The following is a 15,071-nucleotide window of genomic DNA, read 5'->3' as shown; positions in this document are numbered from 1 at the left end:
GGAGTTTAATAGGTTTTTGTGTAGGGTGAATTGTTCAGGGTATTCAGTTTCGGCAGCTTCAGCGTATCGACATCCTTTTCAGTGATGCTGTTTCCCATGATGAAAAGGGAGGACAACTCCGTGCATTGTCTGAGGCCAGCAGGAAGCGCAGCCATATTATTATTGGCAATGTTCAGCGTTTCCAAGCCGGGCATTCCTGTTACGAAATCCGCTGTTGACAGATTACAATCTATGATAACGCACTCCTTCAACTGCGTGCAGGCAGCCAATCTTTCCGGATTTACCAGATGACCTAGTTCCATCTGCAAGCGGGAAAAAGCCATGCGTCCAGGTTCCAGCGGCGGAATGGTAAAACCGGGGCTTCCTTTAAGCACCAATCTGATACTGTACAATGTGGGAATACCCCAGACGGCTTGCGGTAACGTCTCCAGCGGCGCTTCGATCACCAGGCTCTGAAATTTCACCAAGGGTAGTTTTTCCAGCAGCCGCGTTATAGCGTCATTACCCGGGCTTTCTATGGAAACCATGTTCAAAGGATACAGGTCACGAATGCTGTCTGTAACGGCATCATCAGGGATGTTCTTCAACCAGAGGTTACCTGTTACTGTTTCATTAAAACTCCTGCACCTCATATAGGCCAGCAGAAAAGCAAACATATCCAGCTCCGGATGCAGGTATACCGGGGCAAATTCATCCTCCCGTTTATAGCGGTATTCCGGCTTCCAGGTAACGTCAATATGATGCTGCAACGCAGCGGACGCGAATTTTCTGAACAGGACTTTAGCTTCTGTTACAATATTTTTATCATGATGGAAAAGATAGATGGCTGCCAGATAACCCAGCAATACAGGGTTAGCGCCACCTCCACGAATAATGTGCAAGGCCAGCATCAGGTTGTTTTCCGTTTTTATTAAACGTGTCACCTGGCTGACAAGCTCGTCCCCTCCTGCTTCCATGAAAAAGGGCCTGTCTTCTTTTATTGTTTGTTCTTTGAGGTGATCTTCGAGCACAACAGGAAGAAGGCGCTCAGACAGTTGTATTATCGCGGTAGCGCTGATATTCCGTCCCACGAAGATGTGGGTGGCGGCAGCTATTTCCCCTGCCACAGTGGCGCCGCGTTGCTGCAATATTTCCTTTAATTCTTTTCGTGTACACATGGTCGTATCACCGGCGATATACACCTGCGCACCAGGTAATTTTCCATCCGGTGTGAAAGGCCATGGCAGCATCTTTTTCAACGTATCATAACGGCGCGCCAGCAGGCAGAAAGCCAGTTCCCGTGCAGCCGTTCCTGTTATCCTGTGGGTATGCAGTACTTCGAAAGCATGCATATACGCCTCTGTGAAGGGCTTTTTCTCCAGTACCAATTGTCCAGGACGCATAGTGGCCAGCACAGGCGGCAGGTCGGGGATTCCCCAGCCAGCTTCATTCCAGCACAGGTAAATATGTGTGAGGTGTGTCAAATCTGCCAGTGATGGCGGTACTTGTTGTTCTGTGAGATACAGCGTGACCTTTTTCAGCTGCGGTAACTGTTGTAACCAGCTGATACAGGTAGCCAGCGGCAGCGGGCGGACTTTATTGAAGATCAGCGTATGCAGATTGGGTAGCCGATGTAGCTTTGACAACACCAGGTTGACATCGATATTTTTATGTTGATTAAAATCAAATTCCCGTACACAGGGAAGGTCATAAAAAGCCTCCGGCAGACGACTGGTGGGCAGTAACACCTCAATATAGCGCCCCTCTACAGGTCGCATAAAATGCTGCAGGTCCGCGTCTGTCATATTATCGGCTGACACCTTTTCCAATGCCGGCAGCCGGACAACACGGGCGTAGTCCGGCGATACATTGCAACGTTCGATAGTCAGTGTTTTGAGAGCCGGTAGTTGATAGATGAATTCCGGGAATGTTGTAAAACCGGTACCGGAAATGGACACTTCTTCCAATCCCTGCAAGCCGGAGAGATCAGGCAGACTGGTATATTGCCCATTTATAAATTCAAGCAACTTCAGTTGTCCCAGGTTTCCCAACGAAGCAGGAAGGCGCTGCAAGTCGGTACAGGTAAGCCTTCTGAGATATTTGAGTTCTCCAATATTGGCTGGCAGGGTACGGACGCCATCTTCCTCGTAAGGCTGTATATCAGAGAGATGAAGCGAATTCACCATGTCCCGGTCTTTTATCATATTAAAATAAAAGGGTGCAGGGAGTTGCCAGTCGCAATCGATCTCTGTCAGATTGGGCATATCTGGTAAGGATTGGGCGCCGGTCCCTTTCAGGTCTATCGCAGTAAGCTGCTGTAGCAGTTCTAAACTTTCAGTATGGAAAAAGTGGCCGGATCTCGCCAGGGACAACCGTCTCAGGGATTTACAGCCTGCCAGTAAAAGGCAGGTATCATCTATCTCCAGCTTTTTATTATTGTTAATTGATAACGTTTCCAGATGCGCTAACCGGGTGATGGACTCCGGCAGGTGGCTAAACTTGCCTTCGCTCAGGTGTAATATCTTCAGCGCCGGAAATACCGACAGGTCGAATGCTGCCAGCTCCGTCAATGCATTACCGAACAAGTGCAGTTCTTCCAGACAGGGTAATGGCCGTTTCAGCGCCTGCAGCCTGACCAGTTCATTATCATTTATTCTCAGGACCTTCAGCTGTTGAAGCTCAGCGATAAACCCCGGTAGCTCCGTCAGTCCGTTTTCCGACAGATTGAGATATTGCAGTTCTGATAAACGGATAATACCGGCCGGCAGTTCTTTCATATTGGTTTCTGCCATGTCCAGGGCTTGAATATGGGGAATCGAAGCCAGTTGACCGATAACAGTTTCATGTTGCAAACGTTGGTTGTCGCTCACATCAAAATGCACATAAGGCAGCCGTGCTGCGGCTTCATACCCAGGGGGCAGGGTGACCAGTCTTTTCCCTTGCAGGTTCACATATCCTGTTTCCTGCGCGTCTTTCATAATGTGGGTCTCAAAGTAGTCCATAGGCATATGGGTTATCGCCGTATAAAGAAAGAAAACTTTCCGCTGCCATCAAAAAGAAATGCTCCCATTGATCACAGAACATCCAACAATCCTGTCAGTAATTTTACCAGCCATAGCGCTGTACCAACGCCAGCGATATGGACGTTTCTGATACCGGTATGCGCATCAGGTAATATGAAAAAATCCGTATACTTATACTATGGAAATAAAACGATCCCGCATATATCCTGCTATCCTTTCCTTACTGGGATGGTTTGCCTTGACAGCACAGTATTATCTGATGGTCCGGAACGGGACCTTGCCTCCGGGGGAACTGACCATCCGCTTTTTCAGTTATTTCACGATACTGACCAATCTGCTGGTGGCCATCTGTAATACCGTGCTATGGCTGAACCCAGCCGTTCGTTTCTTTTCCCGTGCCGGTACACAAACGGCGCTTACCGTGTATATCCTGGTAGTTGGTATCATTTATAATGCTGTATTGCGTTGGCTGTGGCAGCCGCAGGGTTTGCAGTGGGTGGTAGATGAACTGTTGCACACGGTGATACCGGTATTGTCGCTCTTGTATTGGGGCTTATATACCGCCAAACGGCGGTTGGAGTGGAAACAATGCTGGCCATGGTTGTTGTACCCGCTTCTTTATTTCGTGTACATCCTTGCGAGGGGCGCTGCTTCCGGCTTTTATCCCTACCCGTTCATTGAGGTGAACCGGATAGGGATAACACAAGCGCTGATCAATGCGTTGGGCATTGCCGGTATATTTCTTTTATTGTCACTGTTATTTATCAGTATCAGCAGATATCTTACTTCAGCTCAAAAGTAATCAGCAGGGCTTTGTGGTCGGTGGGCCATACGCCTTTGGGAGCCATGAATTTGTCTTTAGTTGTTTCGTCTTTAATAGCGCCATATACCACAGAGGCAAGGGGCCCTACGATGGCCGCATCTTTCAGGCGCAGTCTTTTATCAGGGCGGAAGAAAACAAAGTCGATACGGTCCCTGTCATCCGCATCCGGCGACCATGCCAGTTTACTAACGGGAACGGCTGTATTACCTGCCGGGAAAGTAAAGCCCGGATGCGTTACCGGATTGGGATACACCTGGCGATAAGCATCAGTAAAACCGTCTTTTTCCAGGGCCATGGTCACGTTCCAGGGAATGATGATACCGTGGTGGTCAAACAGGTCTTTCGTGGCAGCGGTCCAGTCCCGATGGGATGGTTCGTTGAAATCGCCGCCCAGTATCACCACGCTGCCTTTGGCTGTTTCGCGGCGGGCATCGGCCAGGAACAATTCAATTTCTTCATCCCGCAGGGAAGCGCGGTTGTCTGCCAGGACACTGTCGACGTTGGTCACCGGCGCGGGCAGTTTCTTCCAGCTGCTGCTGTGATAACCACGGGGCAGGTAGTTGGCCGCATGCAGGTAGTCCAGGTGTGCCGTATATACGGCCACGTTAGTACCGCCTACCCGTACCACCGCCTTGTAAACGGAGCCATGATCATCCTTCTCCGGGCTGATGGTTTCAAAATGTGCAATCGGGTAGGCCGACAGGATGCCGGAGTCGTAGCTATACTCACTGTAAAACGTGCGGCCTCTTTTGGCCAGTGCTTCCCTGATCCGGTCGCAGAAACGGGTCTGCTTGTAATTACGCACTTCACTGAAGGTGATGATATCTGCGCCGGTGTGAATGATCTCGTCAGCGATCGCTTCAAATCCGCCGGGCACCACGGTGCCTTCCTGCCAGATATTAAACTGTAATACTTTTAACGTGGTTGCCGCCTGTACCTGCCACGATAGCAGGAGCAGCAATGGTAAAGTCCATTTCATCATGTGTTCACTGTTTGGGATAAAAATACAGTTTTGAAAGAAAAAAAATCACAAAACAATCACTCACCTATAGGCAAGTGCTTGTTTTTTTATGTAACTTAGTGAGGCAACGCGCTCAATAAGCGGATACATTATTTTTCCTGTAATGGTTTCTTCGGCAGGAAATCCTGTGGGCTGCATTGCAGGATACGGGCCAGTAGGTTAAGGTGTTTGATATTATAATGTGAAGGATACTGAGCACTTTCTACTTTTCCAATGAACCCCACAGACATTCCGAGTTCATGCGCTAAATCAGCCTGAGATAAATTCATCTCAAGTCTTTTCTCTTTGACTTTCTGGATAACGTACAAATCAATTTTGCTCTTCATAATCACCTATAGGATAGTATGAAGATCGGAAAGTTCTGATCAAACAACAATCACCTATAGGCAAGTAACAAAATTTATCTCATGAAAAAAAACGATATTATTTTCTGGCAAAAAGAATTCAGAGGCATTGCCCATGGAGGGTTTCATGTATCCCCGGAGTCTCTTTCCCTCTTCATTGATCGCTGTCACGCACAGGGAATCCATGTGGTGGGCATTCGCTCCCGGACAGGCACAGTACTTTTGGAGTGTATACTACAGGAGAACGAGGCATACCGTGCCAATTTTGGTAGCCACCGGGAGGAGTCATGGTATTGGTTGTCATAATATGGATATATTTACCTCATGTCAGGAGACCACTGCCCTCCCCTTACGCGGGAATCCATACAGGAAAAAATTGATCAACACGGCTGTTTCATTGTGCAGGTCCCTGCGGATAATTATCTGCCTGCATTCGCCTATACTATTGGATTGCATCAGCGTTTTAATCACGCGGAAATAATCTGTTTCGGGCTGTCATTGGAATTAATGGCAAGTCTGCTGAATGATGCCTGCGACCAGATAAAAAATGGGGCTTCTTTCACCACGAGCATCCTCTATAAGGGGTTTCTGGAAGATTATCCTGTTCAATTTCTCTTGGTAGATCCAGCATATTACCCCTACTATCCGGCAGCAGGCTGTTATTTTTATAAGCATGCATCATTCCCCTCCTTACAGCTGGTATGGCCCGATAAACAATCACACTTCCCGTGGGAGCCAGATTTCAATTCGGATTGGCATCGCAAACAGCCGCTACTGGACCGGGACGCAGATTTTATGTTTCAGGAAGAAAAAAACGTGGCCGTATTTACCACCCGGCAGGTACTGGAAGGCAAACCTATTTTATATGCTTATCATGATGAAGACGGCGACTGGCAGTTTCATAGTGAAGATGAGCCATTAGAGGAAGATATCAAGTTGGTCGCACTCTCAGCGATTGTAGAGATAGACCCCGGTATTGTAGCGATTCACCACCTGTCCTATGGACAGCGTGCCTGGCGGCCTTCCGCAGCCGATAAATGGGAATGGGAATAGGTTTACACAATATTTACCCTACCCCTTTCCAAGGTATTTTTATCATAAACACCCCTAATTTGTTACAAGTTTTAATGAAATTAACCCCTAAAATGTTACAAAAAAGATGAAAAAATTACCCCCCATTTTGCAACATACCATATAAAAACATTATATATAAATTAAGAAAACCGGCATCTTAATCCGGATACTATTGATCGTTTAAAAACCCGCAATAGCGAAAAAATATACCCAGGCGATGAACAACAGTTGCTCCGGCACCCGGAACCAGAGATAGCTCAGTCCCGGCCCGTCATAGCTGGCCTTTTCCAGATCTACATGTTTAATGGCTGCATATATATTAGCCGGGAAAATGAGGATAAAAAAGACGATGATCAGAAACCCGGTCATCTCCCGTAGGGTAGGTACCATCAACAAAATACCCATGATAATTTCGGCCACGCCGGTAATATACACCATCGCCGTTTTGAACGGTATCACCGGTGGCATCATCATGGTCATGCCTTTGGGAAAAAGAAAATGGCCGAGGGCGGTGAAGCATAACATGCAGCACATGCCCAGATTACCAGCAAAAATCGGCTGCCAGTCGCCGGTAACCGGTCTGGATATAAGTAAAGCCACTGTAAATACTGTTATGAGAATAATAATAGGTTTCATATAAAAGGTGTGTTTTTGTCTGGTACAAATGTCCACCTTCCCGCTCCCCTGGCAAATGATGTATGTTAGTTTCTGGCGTGCTGCTTCCTGATACGGCTCAGGCTCTCCGGCTGGATGCCCAGAAAAGAAGAGAGATGCTTCACGGATATTTGCTGCACCAGCGCCGGATTACGCTGTAACAACGCCACATAACGTTCTTCCGCCGTCAGCGACAACAGCTCCATTTCCTTTTTTAACCTTTTGACATATTGGTATTCCGCCACCAGTCGGCCTATCCGTTCTCCATGGTGATATTTGTTGTAAAATTCCTGTAAGAAACGGAAAGGGATGGCTACAATGTCTGCCTCTTCCAGCAGCTCAATAAAAATCGTGCTGGGTTCCCGGGTAATGAGCGAGTAATAAGCCGTTACCATCTCTCCTTCAAACTGAAAGTCAACGGTGAACTCTTTTCCATCCCGGATGAAATAATTGCGGGCAGCGCCTTTATAAAGGAAATAGATGAAATTCTCCACCTGCCCTTCGCGGGCGAGGAAGTCCCCTTTTTTATATTTTTTGATGATGAGTTTAGCAGAAAAATCCTCCCATTCTGCCGGAGTAAGCGGATAGAATTTGTAGATGGCTTGTTGGAAGGATTGGAGGGCTGTCATCCATGCAAATATATGTCATCGTAAATTAGTATAATACAGGATGATTATCATTGGCGATCTCCACGGCGGTTACCCCGAACTACTTTCCCGGATTAAGAAATTTAACCTGGGAAACACCATCTTCATTCAGGTGGGTGACTGGGGGCTTGGCTTCCAGCCCATAGATGATGATCTGAAGGCACTTTTACAAATAGATCAGTTTATGCGTAGCCGTGGGAACCAATTATACATCATCAGGGGTAATCATGATAACAAGTGGTTCTGGGACAACGGCCATACCTTCGGTCTGCAGCACGTGCAACTGGTAAAGGACTATAGTGTACTGGAGATAGCACAGCAGCGGATATTATGCATTGGTGGCGGTATTTCCGTAGACCGGCTCTACAGAACTGCCGGCAAAACTTACTGGCCCGATGAAGAAGTGGTTTATGATGACCCCTTATTGACCGCGGCTTGTGAGAAAGGTATTGATATAGTGATCAGCCATATTGCACCGAAGGAAGCGTGGCCTTATACGTATAATGACGTGGTACAGCACTTTGTTGCCAAAGAGCTGTCTGCCGGCCGCGACCTGGCTGCTGATCTGGAAAATGAGCGGCAGCTGATGAGCCGTATTTATCATAAAGCTGCCGCTGCGGGATGTACCGCATGGTATTATGGCCATTACCATGAATCGCATACAGAAGAAAAAAACGGGATCACTTTCAGATGTATATCCATTATGGAACTTTATAACCCTTAACAATGAAATGGTTAATCTCCCTATTGCCCATACTGTTGGTTTCCTGTCATACCAGCAGGTACTGTACTGCCAACCGGCACTATCTCAGGAAACCGCCCGCCACAGGTAGTTACAACATAAAAGGCACCTATTGCCTTGCTTCCCAAAAGGATACTGCTGTTGCCGGTGGCAATAGCATGGTCCGGATTAGGGTATATGACAGAATGGATGGACATGTAATACAGGATGGCGTCATTGCGCTCTTTGGTAATGATACCATCAGAAAGATTTTCAGCGAGAGTCCGGCCATCATCGTCAGTAAACCGGGTGATTACCGGATCGTAACCTTTTCGGTGGCGTATATGGAATGTATCACCCGTATGCTAACGTTGAAAGCCAATCAGGTCACCACGATCAACTTTTTTCAGGGCACAAGGGTAGATTATTAAAAATGTGCTTCGATAATCCTCCCGTTCACGGCGCCTTCCACACTCAGTAAATAGGCGTTCACCACCCGCTGCATAGGAACCAGGTTGTAGCCTGGAAACAGCGCCCCATAACGCTCCCCGCTGTCTTCTACCAGGCCGGGACTAACCACGTTGATGCGCTGGTCTCTCTTCAGCTCCTGGGAGGCCCCCAGCACAAAACTGTTGACCGCTCCATTGATCATGGCCACACAAGTGCCGTTTTTAGCAGGCAACTGCGATGCAACACCCGATGTCAATGTAAAAGAGCCTCCTTCTGCGAGGTAGTCTTTCCCGATCAGGACCAGGTTTACCTGCCCCATTAACTTGCCCTGGATACCGGGCAGCATATGCTGCTGGCGCATGGCAGCAAAATCGCCGTAGTAGCCGGTACCAGCGGTGCAAATACAGGCATCGACGGTTTTCAGCTCCCGGAACATTTTTTCGACGGATTCTTCAGACGTGATGTCCACGCGGATATCACCACTATTGCGACCGGCAATGATCACTTCGTGCCTGGGTGCCAGCGCAGCGGCTATTGTTTTGCCAATGGTACCGTGACCGCCTATCAATATTATTTTCATGCTATATGATTTTATCACACAAAATTATCGAAGGCATTATCGGTTGGATAGTCCGGATGGCTCAATCAATCGTCATTTCGGCTCGTATAGCCTGCGGGGTATGCCCGAACTTCTTCTTAAAGATGCGGATAAAATGGGAAGTGCTGTCGTAGCCGCAGTTTCCGGCGATCTCCCCTACCGGTAACCGGGTATTCTCCAGCAACAGCCGGGCATGTTGCAACCGCTGCTCATTGATCCACTGCCGGGGCGGCATATGGTACATGCGCTGGAAATCGCGTTTAAAAGTAGCCAGGCTGCGGTTCGTCAGGTTGGCCAGGTCCTCCAGGGTAACAGGCTGTAATAAATAGGTACGCATCACCTCATCCAGGTCAGCTGGTTCGGTACTGAGTGCTGCGGTGATGAAGTCTACCACCTCACGCTGATGTTCTCCGTTCATCAGCAGTAATAATATCTCTCTTTGTTTTAACGCCAAGAGTTGACTGGTGTACAATACAGGTTTATCGAAATACAGGCGTAGGTGGGCTTTGAAAGCCTGCACCAGCTCATTGCCGTTAAAAACGGTATAAGGCGTTGTGGAAGGTGTTTTACTACTATGAAAGAACGGCTCGGTGGCAATCCCTTTCAACAATTTCACCGGCAAAAACAACATCAACGCTTCAAAGTTCAGTCCTTCCTCTATGTATTCCGCCATGACATAAATCCCTTTCTTCAGCAATATCACGGTATCCGGACCCGCTTCGACCGTTTCTTCCGGCAGATGTAACAGCTTCACACCTTTGGTGACAAAGATGAGGGTATGTTCTGTCACGAATACAGTGCGTTTACCGGCTTCTGATTCCTGCTTCAGTTTGGCGAAAATCTCGCCGTTACTGGTCAGGAAAGACGGATCGGCAACAGGAGCGGATATGGGAGGAAAGCGATGAAACATGATGTTAACAAATATACATAAAAAAGCCCCCGGTACATACCGGGGGCCATCTCATTTAAAGTCCGTATATCTTCTACCGTTAGTCTGTCAGCAACGGATTGTTGGCGATGGCTTCGGTAGGTATTTTGATAGTATACCGCGGATCACCGGCCTGCAGCGTCACTGTCCTGGCTTTTAAGGCGTGTACAATCTGTGGCTGTGTTGTTCTCCGCAAATCAAACCAGCGGTGACCTTCGAAGGCCAGCTCACGGAAACGCTCATCCTGTATCTCTTTTAACAGATCGGCGCCGGTGAGGGCAGCCAGACGGGTAACTTCTGTCTGATAGAACGCCGGTGTGAGGCGGTTCTTCTTCAGCTCACTCAGGTAGTTACGGGCCAGATCAGGCTGATTCAGCTGGGCGGCAGCTTCTGCTGCGATCAGGTATATTTCTGCCACACGGAAAGACTGACGATAGCTATTGCTAAAGCCGACTTTCGCAACAGTATTATTCTGTTTGGCGTCTTTAGCATAGAATATTTTCAGACGCAAATCACCAGTCTGATCATACAGCGCATACAGTTTGTCTGATACAAAAGCGGTCTGAATACTGATGGCATTATAGTTCTGTTCAAATGCCTGAATAGACTCTACAGAATTATATAACGTAGGTAAATTGTTGCTTTTGTTGAAATCTGCCAGTGTTGGCTTCTTCTCCAGCAGAGCCTTCGCAGCTGTCAGGGATTTATCCCACTGATGGGTATAGAGATATACCCGCGCCGCTAATGCCAGTCCGGAGAGCTTGGAAAAGCGATAGGAAGAAGTGGTTTCAAACTGGTCTACGTTCACCAAAGCGAGACCCGCTTCCACGTCTGAAATCACCTGATCATAAACTTCTTTGACGGTATTACGCGGTGTAGCTTTCTGCAGATCGATCTTTGTAATTAGCGGAACAGCTTTATCAGTACCGGCTGTAGCTTCGTTATAAGGTTTACCGAACAGATTGACAAGATTGAAGTGAGCATAAGCCCTCACCAGATAAGCTTCCCCTGCCAGTTGATTGATCTGCGCCGGTGTACCTTCTGTAGCGCCACCTACCGCATCGATGAGGTGGTTGGCATAAAAGATCTGCTGATAATAGTCTTTCCAGTTATAAGTGAAAATGTTTACGCCTTCGTTTTCTTCCCAGAAAAAATTTGGCTTCAGTTGATTCACGTCACTGCTACGCGTTTCATTCATTTTTATTTCATCGCTGCGATAGGAAGCCAACCCTTTATCTCCTTTGGCGAGAGTATAAGCAGCATCCAGTTCTTTGCGGAAATCTTCTACCGTAGTGGGAACGACCTTCCCTACCGGCACGATGTCCAGGTATTTTTTACAGGAGGAGAAAGCAGCCAGCGCTGCGATCAATCCGGTGGTATATATTACTTTACGCATGTGTTACAGTTTTAGAAAGTGGCATTCAGACCAATGGTGAATGTTTTTGGAATAGGCTGAGCGTAGATGTTACCCATTGTTTCCGGGTCCATATAGCCGTCATAGTTAGCACCAAATACAAACGGGTTGCGCACTTCACCGGTTACCTTCAATCCTTTCAGGTGGATACGGCTGCATACATTTTCCGTCAGGCGATAACCCAGCGTGATGTTACGTACACGCACATATCCGGCATCGCGTATAAACATTCCCAGGCTTGTATACTGGTAGTACTTGTCTTTCAGCCAGTTGCCCAACAGTCTTACATCTTCCGGTGTTTGCGCGCCACTGCCAAACAAGCCGGGATATTGTCCATTGGGATTGGAAGGAGTCCAGCGGTCAAGGATAGCGGTGGTAGTGTTTGCACCACGATCGAAGTAGAACGGATTGTATGGTGGTTGTATTTTCACTTTCTGTCCCAGGTTAAACAGTAAACCGATAGACAGGTCAAACTGCTTATAGGTAAAGCTGTTGTTCAGACCACCGGTATACAGCGGATCGCTGTTGCCCATGTTACGCATCAGCGCACGCTGCTGGTCATTAGACAATCCGGAATAAGGGAACAGACCACCCAGGTCCGGATCACCGGCAAAGTCATCACCCAGTTTCAACAGCTCAGTCAAAGATATTGTTTTGCCATCGTGGTTCACCATGATCATACCATGGTCATTAAGACCGGCATAATCAATACCCCAGATCGTTCCGGTTGGATTGCCTTCTCTGGAAGGGAAATAGGAGTTGTCTGCCAGCGTTTCGCGCAATACGGTGTTTTTGTTATAGGAGAAGTTGAAGTCGGTGGTCCAGCGGAAGTCCTTACGGATGATATTACGGGTGCTTACGCTTACCTCCACACCACGGTTACGCATCTCTGCCCAGTTAACAGCCATGTTCTGGAAACCGGTCTCCAACGCCAAAGCATATACGTTGATCAGGTCTTTACCATGACGATCGTAATAATCGGCTGTGATGCTGATCCTGTTTTTCAGGAAGCTCAGGTCAATACCGATATTTTTGTTGATAGTCTTTTCCCAGCGGAGCTTAGCATTTGGCGGAGCATCCACTTTGATGATCTGTACAGGATCTCCGGGAAGAATGGGTGTATTAACATAAGTACCCATTACGAAAGGAGAGGTATTTTTGTCCACGTTACCCTGCAAACCATAGGAGGCACGCACATTCAGGGTATTGAGGAAACGTACGTTCCGCATAAAGGGTTCTTCCATCACACGCCATAAACCACTCACAGACCACAGCGGCAGGTATTTGTATTTCGGGTCTACGCCAAACAGGTCGGAACCATCGAAACGGATGCTACCACCCAGTGTATAACGGTTGTTCAGCGTATAGCTGCCGGTACCAAAGAAAGACACGAAGGCGTTCTCCACATAGGTGTTCCTGTTAGTATACAGATCTTTAGCATCGTTATCATTCTGGAACTTAATCGGAATAGTAGTCAGTGTTTTAGGATCAAAACCGTAGCCCGTAGCAGTCTGGTATTTGTCTTTTACCCTTCTTACCTCATTACCTACCATGAAATTAAAATCATGGTTTTTATTCACATTGAAGCTGTACTCCGCCATTGTCTTGAGCGTATACTGCTGCATGTTCCTATTGGTATTGGTAATGATACCACCTTTAGGGATGATGGTTTTCTGTGTGCCGGTAGCAGGATCAAAACGCATGTTCTGGTCTGACAGCAAACGCATCAGGTAAGTATTTTCCAAAGCGATCTGTTCGCCGGTAGTGATATCAGACTGGATACCCAGTTGAGAACTGATATGCAGGCGGGGGATCACTTCGTAATCCAGTTTGAAGTTGGTGTTTACGGACTGCGTCTTCAGTGTGTTGCTGGTATTTTTACGTTCTTCCAGCAGGTTGAAGTCAACCACGTTCCTGTCGCCGCCGATGTTCCGGTCATACACGTAATTGCCATTGGCATCATATACAGGTGTATACGGATTAGCCAGGCGGGAATACTGCACCGGACTGGTATTACCAGCACGGTTGGCATAGAAAGAGGTTTGTGTACGCTGATTGGCGAATATACCGGCAGAGAATTTCAGTTTGTCGGTAATGTCGTAATCTGTTTTCAGGGTGATGTTATAACGGTTAGCGCCTGTACCGATGGTAGCGCCTTTTTCGTCATAGTAACCGCCGCTAAAGTAATAAGTAGATTTATCGCCGCCACCGGAAACGCTTACACTGTGTTCCTGCGTGAAAGCACTGCGGAAGATCAGGTCGTTCCAGTTGGTATTAATACCTCTCAGGGCATTGATCTCATTACGGGCAGCAGGGTTGATACCATCAAAACCTTTAGTGGCAAGATCTTCCGGCGTTACATTATATTTGTTGAAGATTTTGGACACACTACCGTTGTTCGGCAGAAAGGTGAAGTCTGATTTGAACAGGTCCAGTTCCAGATTAACTTTCTGGTCGCTGTTCAACAGGTTAAGGCGGCCCAGGTCCGGCTTCTGTGTAAACGTAAAGTTGTTGCGGTAATTAACGGTCATCCGTTCGCTTTTCTTACCGGATTTGGTGGTGATCACGATCACGCCATTGGCGGCGCGGGCGCCGTAGATGGCAGTAGCCGCCGCATCTTTCAGCACGGTGATGCTTTCGATATCGGAAGGGCTGTAACCGGCGATAGCGGTGGTATACAGCTGATCGATAGACTTGGCGTCATCAGCGCTGGGCAGGTTGGTGCCTTCAATAGGCAGCCCGTCAATCACCCACAGCGGGTCCTGTGTGCCCTGAAGGGAAGATGTACCACGGATACGGATTTTGGCAGCCTGGCCAGGAGCGCCGGACTGCGGCGTGATCGCCACACCGGAGAGCTGCCCTTGCAGCATCTGCTCTACGCTCATCACACCGGCAACTTCCACCTTGTCCATGCTGATCTTATCGATAGCACCGGTAGACTTATTCTTTTTAATGGTCTGGTAACCGGTAAACACAAACTCATTCAGGCTTTTACCGCTGGAAGACAGGCCCACTTTGTAGTGGTTGCTGGCGGTAAGGCTCAGCAGTTTGGTTTCGTAGCCCATGTAACCGATGGTCAGCTGCTTTACAGACAGGGAGTCTGGCAGCTTCAGGGAGAATTCCCCTTTTTCATCGGTGATAGCACCGATACTGATGTTTTCGATCACATTCTCCGTACCGGTAGCGGTACCGATGGTTTTATTGCTGGCATATACAGATACCCCCGGCAAGGCCTCGCCGGAAGTGGCATCCACTACTTTACCCTTAATGACGCGCGGGGCGCTCTGCGCCTGTGCCAGGAAAGGGGAAAGACAAGCTGCCAGCAGCAGGCAAAAGACTTTTGCCAAAATCTGATTTTTCTTCATTGTTGACAGATGTACAGGTTGATAATTGAT

General features: G+C 47.9%; 13 protein-coding genes. 4 read left to right on the top strand and 9 right to left on the bottom strand.

Annotated elements, in window-relative coordinates:
* Positions 1 to 5: 5 nt before the first annotated feature.
* On the bottom strand, positions 6 to 2,981 hold the full coding sequence (locus tag HHL17_RS28575; protein ID WP_169228281.1) for a leucine-rich repeat domain-containing protein: 2,976 nt from the start codon (positions 2,979 to 2,981) through the stop codon (positions 6 to 8).
* A gap of 199 nt (positions 2,982 to 3,180) precedes the next feature.
* On the opposite strand from HHL17_RS28575, the gene HHL17_RS28570 reads away from it, so the two are divergent.
* The gene (locus tag HHL17_RS28570) at positions 3,181 to 3,804 is read left to right on the top strand and encodes a Pr6Pr family membrane protein (protein ID WP_206156212.1); all 624 of its coding nucleotides are present in this window, start codon (positions 3,181 to 3,183) and stop codon (positions 3,802 to 3,804) included.
* On the opposite strand, the gene HHL17_RS28565 is transcribed toward HHL17_RS28570, so the two are convergent.
* Positions 3,785 to 4,807, bottom strand: a complete 1,023-nt coding sequence (locus tag HHL17_RS28565; protein ID WP_206156211.1) for an endonuclease/exonuclease/phosphatase family protein — start codon at positions 4,805 to 4,807, stop codon at positions 3,785 to 3,787. The two genes, HHL17_RS28570 and HHL17_RS28565, sit on opposite strands and share 20 nt — an antisense overlap.
* A gap of 128 nt (positions 4,808 to 4,935) precedes the next feature.
* A complete protein-coding gene (locus HHL17_RS28560; RefSeq protein ID WP_169228280.1) occupies positions 4,936 to 5,172 on the bottom strand; it encodes a helix-turn-helix domain-containing protein in 237 nt (78 codons plus the stop codon).
* 342 nt (positions 5,173 to 5,514) lie between these two features.
* On the opposite strand from HHL17_RS28560, the gene HHL17_RS28555 reads away from it, so the two are divergent.
* Positions 5,515 to 6,243, top strand: a complete 729-nt coding sequence (locus HHL17_RS28555) for a DUF4262 domain-containing protein (RefSeq protein WP_169228279.1) — start codon at positions 5,515 to 5,517, stop codon at positions 6,241 to 6,243.
* Positions 6,244 to 6,444: 201 nt separating this feature from the next.
* Here the strand turns inward: HHL17_RS28555 and HHL17_RS28550 are convergent, their stop codons facing one another.
* Positions 6,445 to 6,900: a DoxX family protein gene (locus HHL17_RS28550; RefSeq protein WP_169228278.1), complete on the bottom strand. Its 456-nt coding sequence runs from the start codon at positions 6,898 to 6,900 to the stop codon at positions 6,445 to 6,447.
* 65 nt (positions 6,901 to 6,965) lie between these two features.
* A complete protein-coding gene (locus HHL17_RS28545; protein ID WP_169228277.1) occupies positions 6,966 to 7,547 on the bottom strand; it encodes a Crp/Fnr family transcriptional regulator in 582 nt (193 codons plus the stop codon).
* Between the two features lie 40 nt (positions 7,548 to 7,587).
* Between HHL17_RS28545 and HHL17_RS28540 the strand changes: the two genes are divergently transcribed.
* Together HHL17_RS28540 and HHL17_RS28535 are read left to right on the top strand one after the other, a co-directional pair.
* Positions 7,588 to 8,289: a metallophosphoesterase gene (locus HHL17_RS28540; protein WP_169228276.1), complete on the top strand. Its 702-nt coding sequence runs from the start codon at positions 7,588 to 7,590 to the stop codon at positions 8,287 to 8,289.
* Between the two features lie 2 nt (positions 8,290 to 8,291).
* Positions 8,292 to 8,717, top strand: coding sequence for a hypothetical protein (locus HHL17_RS28535; protein ID WP_169228275.1), 426 nt, complete (start codon positions 8,292 to 8,294; stop codon positions 8,715 to 8,717).
* Here HHL17_RS28535 and HHL17_RS28530 read toward each other — a convergent pair.
* The 4 genes from HHL17_RS28530 to HHL17_RS28515 all read right to left on the bottom strand — a co-directional run bounded on the left by HHL17_RS28530 (position 8,714) and on the right by HHL17_RS28515 (position 15,023).
* Positions 8,714 to 9,316, bottom strand: coding sequence for a short chain dehydrogenase (locus HHL17_RS28530; RefSeq protein WP_169228274.1), 603 nt, complete (start codon positions 9,314 to 9,316; stop codon positions 8,714 to 8,716). The genes HHL17_RS28535 and HHL17_RS28530 overlap by 4 nt on opposite strands.
* A gap of 61 nt (positions 9,317 to 9,377) precedes the next feature.
* Positions 9,378 to 10,244, bottom strand: a complete 867-nt coding sequence (locus tag HHL17_RS28525) for an AraC family transcriptional regulator (RefSeq protein ID WP_169228273.1) — start codon at positions 10,242 to 10,244, stop codon at positions 9,378 to 9,380.
* A gap of 79 nt (positions 10,245 to 10,323) precedes the next feature.
* Positions 10,324 to 11,658: a RagB/SusD family nutrient uptake outer membrane protein gene (locus HHL17_RS28520; RefSeq protein ID WP_169228272.1), complete on the bottom strand. Its 1,335-nt coding sequence runs from the start codon at positions 11,656 to 11,658 to the stop codon at positions 10,324 to 10,326.
* Positions 11,659 to 11,669: 11 nt separating this feature from the next.
* Positions 11,670 to 15,023 carry a SusC/RagA family TonB-linked outer membrane protein gene (locus tag HHL17_RS28515; RefSeq protein WP_169228271.1) on the bottom strand — a complete coding sequence of 1,118 codons (3,354 nt, stop codon included), beginning with the start codon at positions 15,021 to 15,023 and terminating at the stop codon, positions 11,670 to 11,672.
* Between the last annotated feature and the right edge of the window lie 48 nt (positions 15,024 to 15,071).

It is taken from the genome of Chitinophaga fulva (assembly GCF_012927205.1).
Lineage (GTDB): Bacteria > Bacteroidota > Bacteroidia > Chitinophagales > Chitinophagaceae > Chitinophaga > Chitinophaga fulva.
The sequence above is the reverse complement of the archived record's forward strand: the minus strand, read 5'-3'. Positions and strand labels throughout refer to the sequence as shown.